At 73.4% G+C, this 6299-nt stretch carries 5 protein-coding genes; 3 read left to right on the top strand and 2 right to left on the bottom strand.

What is annotated here, in order from left to right; all coding sequences use genetic code 11:
- Positions 1 to 101: 101 nt before the first annotated feature.
- Both ABTX60_RS40300 and ABTX60_RS40295 read right to left on the bottom strand, forming a co-directional pair.
- A complete protein-coding gene (locus ABTX60_RS40300) occupies positions 102 to 431 on the bottom strand; it encodes a hypothetical protein (RefSeq protein ID WP_352101763.1) in 330 nt (109 codons plus the stop codon).
- An 81-nt stretch (positions 432 to 512) separates the two neighbouring features.
- Positions 513 to 1475 carry a TIGR03557 family F420-dependent LLM class oxidoreductase gene (locus tag ABTX60_RS40295; RefSeq protein ID WP_352101759.1) on the bottom strand — a complete coding sequence of 321 codons (963 nt, stop codon included), beginning with the start codon at positions 1473 to 1475 and terminating at the stop codon, positions 513 to 515.
- Between the two features lie 172 nt (positions 1476 to 1647).
- Here ABTX60_RS40295 and ABTX60_RS40290 point away from each other — a divergent pair, with 172 nt between their 5' ends.
- From ABTX60_RS40290 to ligD, 3 genes are read left to right on the top strand one after another with little or no spacing between them, the layout of a single operon-like run.
- Positions 1648 to 3528 (top strand): NAD(P)/FAD-dependent oxidoreductase, encoded by a 1881-nt coding sequence (locus ABTX60_RS40290; RefSeq protein WP_502992488.1) that lies wholly within the window; start codon positions 1648 to 1650, stop codon positions 3526 to 3528.
- Positions 3525 to 5372 (top strand): transketolase, encoded by a 1848-nt coding sequence (locus tag ABTX60_RS40285; protein ID WP_352101758.1) that lies wholly within the window; start codon positions 3525 to 3527, stop codon positions 5370 to 5372. The genes ABTX60_RS40290 and ABTX60_RS40285 overlap by 4 nt, the downstream gene beginning before the upstream one ends.
- Complete coding sequence (gene ligD, locus ABTX60_RS40280; RefSeq protein WP_352101757.1) at positions 5369 to 6298, top strand: non-homologous end-joining DNA ligase; 930 nt, start codon at positions 5369 to 5371, stop codon at positions 6296 to 6298. The genes ABTX60_RS40285 and ligD overlap by 4 nt, the downstream gene beginning before the upstream one ends.
- Position 6299 lies beyond the last annotated feature (1 nt).

Raw genomic sequence — 6299 nt, 5'->3', positions numbered from 1 at the left:
CAACGGCTCGATCACCGCCCACGATTCATCAGTCAGCTCATGACGACGCACCACGAACAGACCAACGACGCCGCCACTTTGCGGACACGACCTAGCGCCCGCTACGCGCCCTCCGCTCCGTCCCCGGGGTCGAGGAACCGCAGCAGCACGGCCGCCTCCGCCCGCAGCCGTTCGGCACGATCCGCGTGGGCGGGGGCGGTCAAGTGGGCCGCCGCCTCGAGACGTTCGGCGGCCTCGGCGCGTACCAGAGCCACCATCTCGCGCTCGCTCAGCTCGCGCCGGGCCGCCTCCGTGGCCCCGGCCCCGACCGGCGAGGCCTCCAGCGCAGCCGCCCGGGGCACGGAGCCGTCCACGGGCACCGCCTCGGCGTTGTCCAGCGCGGCCAGCGTGCCACGCAGGGCACTCACCGCGGCCTTGTCCCGGGCCCGCATCGCTTCCGGCAGGGCGTGACGCATACGTAAACGAACAGACATGCGGGCGACTCTAGACGACGGCCGAGCCGAACCCCCGCGTCAGACAGCCTGCTGGAGCTGCGGCAGCACCTTCGTGCGGTAGAAGTCGAAGAAGCCGCGCAGGTCCGGGCCGATCTGGTTCACATAGACCCGGTCGAAGCCCGCGTCGGCGAACTGCTTCAGCTCCGCCACGTGCTCGTCCACGTCGTCACCGCACACCCGGTTCTCCCGCACCATGTCCTCGGTGACGAGCTGCTGCGCCTGCTCGAAGTGCTTGGGGGAGGGCAGCACCTGGCCCAGTTCGCCCGGCAGCTGCTCGTTCGCCCAGAGCCGGTGGACGGTCCGGACGGCCTCGTCCTTGTCGGTGTCGTAGCAGACCTTGGTGCCGCCACTGACCAGTTTTCCGCCGCCTCCGCCCTTGCGGTACTGCTCCACCATCGCCTCGTCCGGCATGACCGAGATGTAGCCGTCGCCGACGCGGGAGGCGAGCTGGGTCGCGGCGGGGCCGAACCCGGAGATGTCGATCGGGATCGGCTCGTCCGGGACGGTGTACAGACGGGCGTTCTCGACCGTGTAGTGCGGCCCGTGGTGATTGACCTCATCGCCGCTGAACAGCCGGCGCATCACCTGGATGGCCTCCTCCAGCATGTCCAGCCGGACGTGCGCCGGGGGCCAGTGGTCGCCCAGGATGTGCTCGTTGAGCGCCTCACCGGAGCCGACGCCGAGCCGGAAGCGGTTGTTCGTCATCACCGCGCTGGTCGCCGCGGCATGCGCCACCACCGCCGGGTGCATACGCACGGTCGGGCAGGTCACCGCCGTCTCGATCGGCAGGGACACCGCCTCGGACAGCGCGCCGATCACCGACCACACGAACGGGCTCTGGCCCTGCTCGTCGTTCCAGGGGTGGTAGTGGTCGGAGATCCACAGCGCCTGGAACCCGGCCTGCTCGGCCATCCGCGCCTGCTCGATCAGCTCGGCGGGTCCGTACTGCTCGCACGAGAGGAAGTATCCGTACTCGGGCATGGGGAAGTGCCTCCGCGACGTCGGCGGTCCGTATCCCGCACCGGGTACCCGAGCGGGGGACCGGAAACCGGCGGCGCGCTGGTGAGCAGGCGCCTGGCCGACGTTTGGGTGCCCTGGCCAGGGGGACGCGGAAGGCTCCCGAGCTACGCGACAGCGCCGGAGGCGAGCGACCGTGAGTCGACCCCGCATCCTGATCGTCGGTGCCGGCTTCGCCGGGTACCGCACGGCCCGCACCCTGTCCCGGCTCACCCGGGGCCGGGCCCACATCACCCTGCTCAACCCGACCGACTACTTCCTGTACCTGCCCCTGCTGCCCCAGGTCGCCGCCGGTGTCCTGGAGCCACGACGGGTCACGGTCTCCCTCTCCGACTCGCTGCCGGACGTACGGCTGGTGCTGGGCGAGGCCGACCGCATCGACCTCGACGACCGCACGCTGCACTACACCGGCCCCGAGGGGGAGGGCGGCACCCTCGCCTACGACCGGCTGGTGCTCGCCGCGGGCAGTGTCAACAAGCTGCTGCCCATTCCCGGCGTCGCCGAGCACGCGCACGGCTTCCGGGGGCTGCCCGAGGCGCTGTACCTGCGCGACCACGTGACCCGGCAGGTGGAGCTCGCGGCCTCCTCCGACGAACCCGAGACGTGCGCCGCGCGGTGCACCTTCGTGGTGGTCGGCGCCGGGTACACGGGCACGGAGGTCGCCGCGCACGGGCAGATGTTCACCGACGCGCAGGTGCGCAAGCATCCGCTGCGGCAGGGCATGCGGCCGCGCTGGATGCTGCTGGACGTGGCGCCGCGGGTGCTGCCCGAGATGGACGAGAAGCTCTCGGCCACCGCCGACCGGGTGCTGCGGCAGCGGGGCGTCGACGTGCGGATGGGAACCTCCGTGCAGGAGGCCACGCACGACGGGGTCGTGCTGACCGACGGCGAGTTCGTCGCGACCCGGACGCTGGTGTGGTGCGTCGGGGTACGGCCCGACCCGCTGGTCGAGTCCCTGGGGCTGCCCATGGAGAAGGGGCGGCTGCTGGTCGACCCGCACCTGCGGGTGCCGGGGCGGCCGGAGTTGTTCGCGTGCGGTGACGTGGCCGCGGTACCCGATCTGGAGAACCCGGGGAGCTATACGCCGATGACCGCGCAGCACGCCTGGCGGCACGGCAAGATCGCGGCGGAGAACGTCGCCGCCTCGCTCGGTCTCGGCGGTGCGCGCAAGCCCTACCGCCATCGTGACCTGGGCTTCGTCGTCGACCTGGGCGGGGCGAAGGCCGCCGCCAATCCGCTCGGGGTACCCCTGTCCGGCGTACCGGCGGGCGCGGTGACGCGGGGCTACCATCTCGCCGCGATGCCCGGAAACCGCGTCCGGGTCGCGGCGGACTGGCTGCTGGACGCCGTACTGCCGCGCCAGGCCGTGCAGTTGGGGCTCGTGAGGTCCTGGTCCGTGCCGCTGGACACCTCGTCGCCCGAGGTGGCCCGGGTGCCGGGCGGGCCCGGGCGGCGGCAGGAGGCTAGTGCCCGGTCAGGGCCGGGGGCGGCGCTCGCGGCCGACACGGATGACGGGGGCACCGGCGGCGGACCGGGCCGGTACCGGCCCCCCGATGAGCCCGCGAAGGGGCAGCCCGGATCCGGGGCGACGCAGGTACGGCCCGGATCCGGGGCCGCGGTGCCGAGGTCCGAGCCCGAGACGGCGAAGGGCCGCCCGGCTGCGGACGCCTCCGGCTCGGGGCGCGGGGAGCTGCGGTCCGAGTCGGAGACCGCGAAGGGGCGCCCGGCTGCGGGGACCGCGGCGGCTGCCCGGGCTGCCGACGAGCCCGCGAAGAACCAGCCGGGTGGCGAGCCGGCCAGGAACCAGCCGGGTGGCGAGCCGGCCAGGAACCAGCCGGGTGGCGAGCCCGCCAGGAACCAGCCGGGCGGTGAGCCCGCGAAGAACCAGCCCGGCCCCGTGCACCCGCCCGACACCGGTTCCCCGCCCGGTCGGCCGGCCCCCCATCCCGCCCCCGGCCCCGTCAAACGAACCGACGTCCCGGACGACCCGGACGACTCCACGAAAGGAGACTCATGAACACCGGTGAACTCACCGACCTCGGACAGCAGCTGCGGGTGGACAGTGTCCGCGCCGCCGCCGCGGCGGGATCCGGGCACCCGACGTCCTCGATGTCCGCGGCCGACCTGTTGGCCGTCCTGCTCGCGCACCACCTCCGCTACGACTTCGACCGCCCCGCCCACCCCGGCAACGACCGCTTCGTCCTCTCCAAGGGCCACGCCTCCCCGCTGCTGTACTCCGCGTACAAGGCGGCCGGCGCCATCGACGACGAAGAGCTGCTCACCTTCCGCAAGCTGGGCAGCCGCCTCGAGGGGCACCCCACCCCGCAGCGCCTGCCGTGGGTCGAGACGGCCACCGGCTCGCTCGGGCAGGGCCTGCCCGTCGGGGTCGGCATCGCGCTGGCCGGCAAGCGGCTCGACCGCACCGGCTACCGCACCTGGGTGCTGTGCGGCGACAGCGAACTGGCCGAGGGATCCGTGTGGGAGGCCGCCGAGCACGCCGGGTACGAGCACCTGGACAACCTCACCGTGATCGTCGACGTCAACCGGCTGGGCCAGCGCGGCCCCACCCGGCACGGCCACGACCTGGACGCCTACGCCCGGCGTTTCCAGGCATTCGACTGGCACACCATCGAGGTCGACGGCCACGACGTGGACGCCGTCGACCGGGCCTACGCCGAGGCCGCCTCCACCAAGGGCCAGCCCACCGCCATCCTCGCCCGCACGCTCAAGGGCAAGGGCGTCGAGGGCGTCCAGGACCGCGAGGGCCTGCACGGCAAGCCGCTCCCGGAGGCCGAGGAGGCGATCACCGAACTCGGCGGCCCCCGCGACATCCGCGTCAGGGTGCAGGAGCCGCCCGCCGCCCGCATGCTGCACTCCGTCCACACCGGGAACTTCGAACTCCCGAAGTGGGACAAGGGCGAGGAGATCGCCACCCGCAACGCCTTCGGCGAGGCGCTCGCCGCCCTCGGCACCGGCCGCGGCGACATCGTCGCCCTGGACGGCGAGGTCGGCGACTCCACACGCGCCGAGTTCTTCGCCAAGGAGCACCCCGACCGCTACTTCGAGTGCTACATCGCCGAGCAGCAGCTCGTGGCCTCGGCGGTCGGGCTCGCGTCCCGTGGCTGGGTGCCGTACGCCGCCACCTTCGCGGCCTTCCTCAGTCGCGCGTACGACTTCATCCGGATGGCGTCCGTCAGCGGCTCCGGCATCAACCTCGTCGGCTCGCACGCGGGCGTCGCCATCGGCCAGGACGGACCCAGCCAGATGGGCCTGGAGGACCTGGCGATGATGCGGGCGGTGCACGGCTCGACCGTGCTGTACCCCTGCGACGCCAACCAAACCGCACGGCTGGTCGGTGCGATGGCCGGCCTGGAGGGCGTCCGCTATCTGCGCACCTCGCGCGGCGAGAGCCCGGTGATCTACGCCCCCGACGAGGAGTTCCCGGTCGGCGGCAGCAAGGTGCTGCGCTCCTCCGGCCAGGACCGGCTGACCCTCGTCGCGGCGGGCGTCACCGTACACGAGGCGCTGGCCGCCGCCGAGGCCCTGGAGCAGGAGGGCATCGCGGTGCGGGTGATCGACCTGTACTCCGTGAAGCCCGTCGACCGGGCCACCCTGCACCGGGCCGCCGAGGAGACCGGCTGCCTGGTGACCGTGGAGGACCACCACCCCGAGGGCGGCCTCGGGGACGCGGTCCTCGACGCCTTCACCGACGGACGCCCCGTACCGCGGCTGGTGCGGCTCGGCGTACGGAGCATGCCGGGCTCGGCCTCCCCGGAGGAGCAGCTGCGCGCCTCGGGCATCGACGCGGAGTCCATCGCGGCGGCCGGGCGGCTGCTGGTGGAGGAGGCGGTCGTGCGGTGAGCGGCGGCGAGGGCACACGCAGGGTGCGGGCGGGCCGCCGCACGGTGGAGGTGCACCGGCCGGACAAGGTGCTCTTCCCCGGCGGCGGCGACGCCAAGGAGTACACCAAGGGCGATCTGGCCGACTACCACCGGGCCGTCGCGCCCTTCATGCTGCCGCACCTGCGCGGCCGCCCGCTGATGCTGGAACGGCACCCGGACGGTATCGACGGCCCGACGTTCATGCAGAAGAACACTCCGGAGCACTACCCGGAGTGGATCCCCCGGGTCGAGGTGGCCAAGGAGGGCGGCACCGTCCGGCACGCCGTCTGCGACGACACCGCCACCCTCGTCTACCTGGCCGACCAGGCGAGCGTCACCCTGCACCGCTGGCTGTCCCGCGCCGACGCCGTCGACCACCCCGACCGGCTGGTGTTCGACCTGGACCCGTCGGGTGACGATTTCGAGGATGTGCGCGAGGCCGCCCGGCTCCTCGGAGAGCTGCTGGACGAGTTGCACCTGCCCTCGGCCCTGATGACCACCGGCTCGCGCGGGCTGCACGTCATCGTGCCGCTGAACGGCCGGCACGACTTCGACGAGGTGCGCGCCTTCGCCCGGGACGTCGCCGACACCCTCGTCGGCGCGCACCCCGACCGGCTCACCACCGCGGCCCGCAAGAAGGAGCGCGGCGAGCGGCTCTACCTCGACATCCAGCGCAACGCCTATGCCCAGACAGCCGTCGCGCCCTACACGGTCCGGCCCCGCCCGGGCGCGCCGGTGGCCACCCCCATCACCTGGGACCAGCTGGACGACCCCGAGCTGCATGCCCGCCGCTGGACCGTCGCCGACGCCGTCGAGCAGGCCCGCACCGACCCCTGGTCAGGCCTGCTGAACCGAGGCCGGGCGCTCGGGCCGGCCCGGCGGCGGCTGGACGCCCTGCGCGGCTGAG

The organism is Streptomyces sp. NPDC126510 (assembly GCF_040302345.1).
Lineage (GTDB): Bacteria > Actinomycetota > Actinomycetes > Streptomycetales > Streptomycetaceae > Streptomyces.
This window is presented reverse-complemented; position numbering and strand designations above follow the sequence as displayed.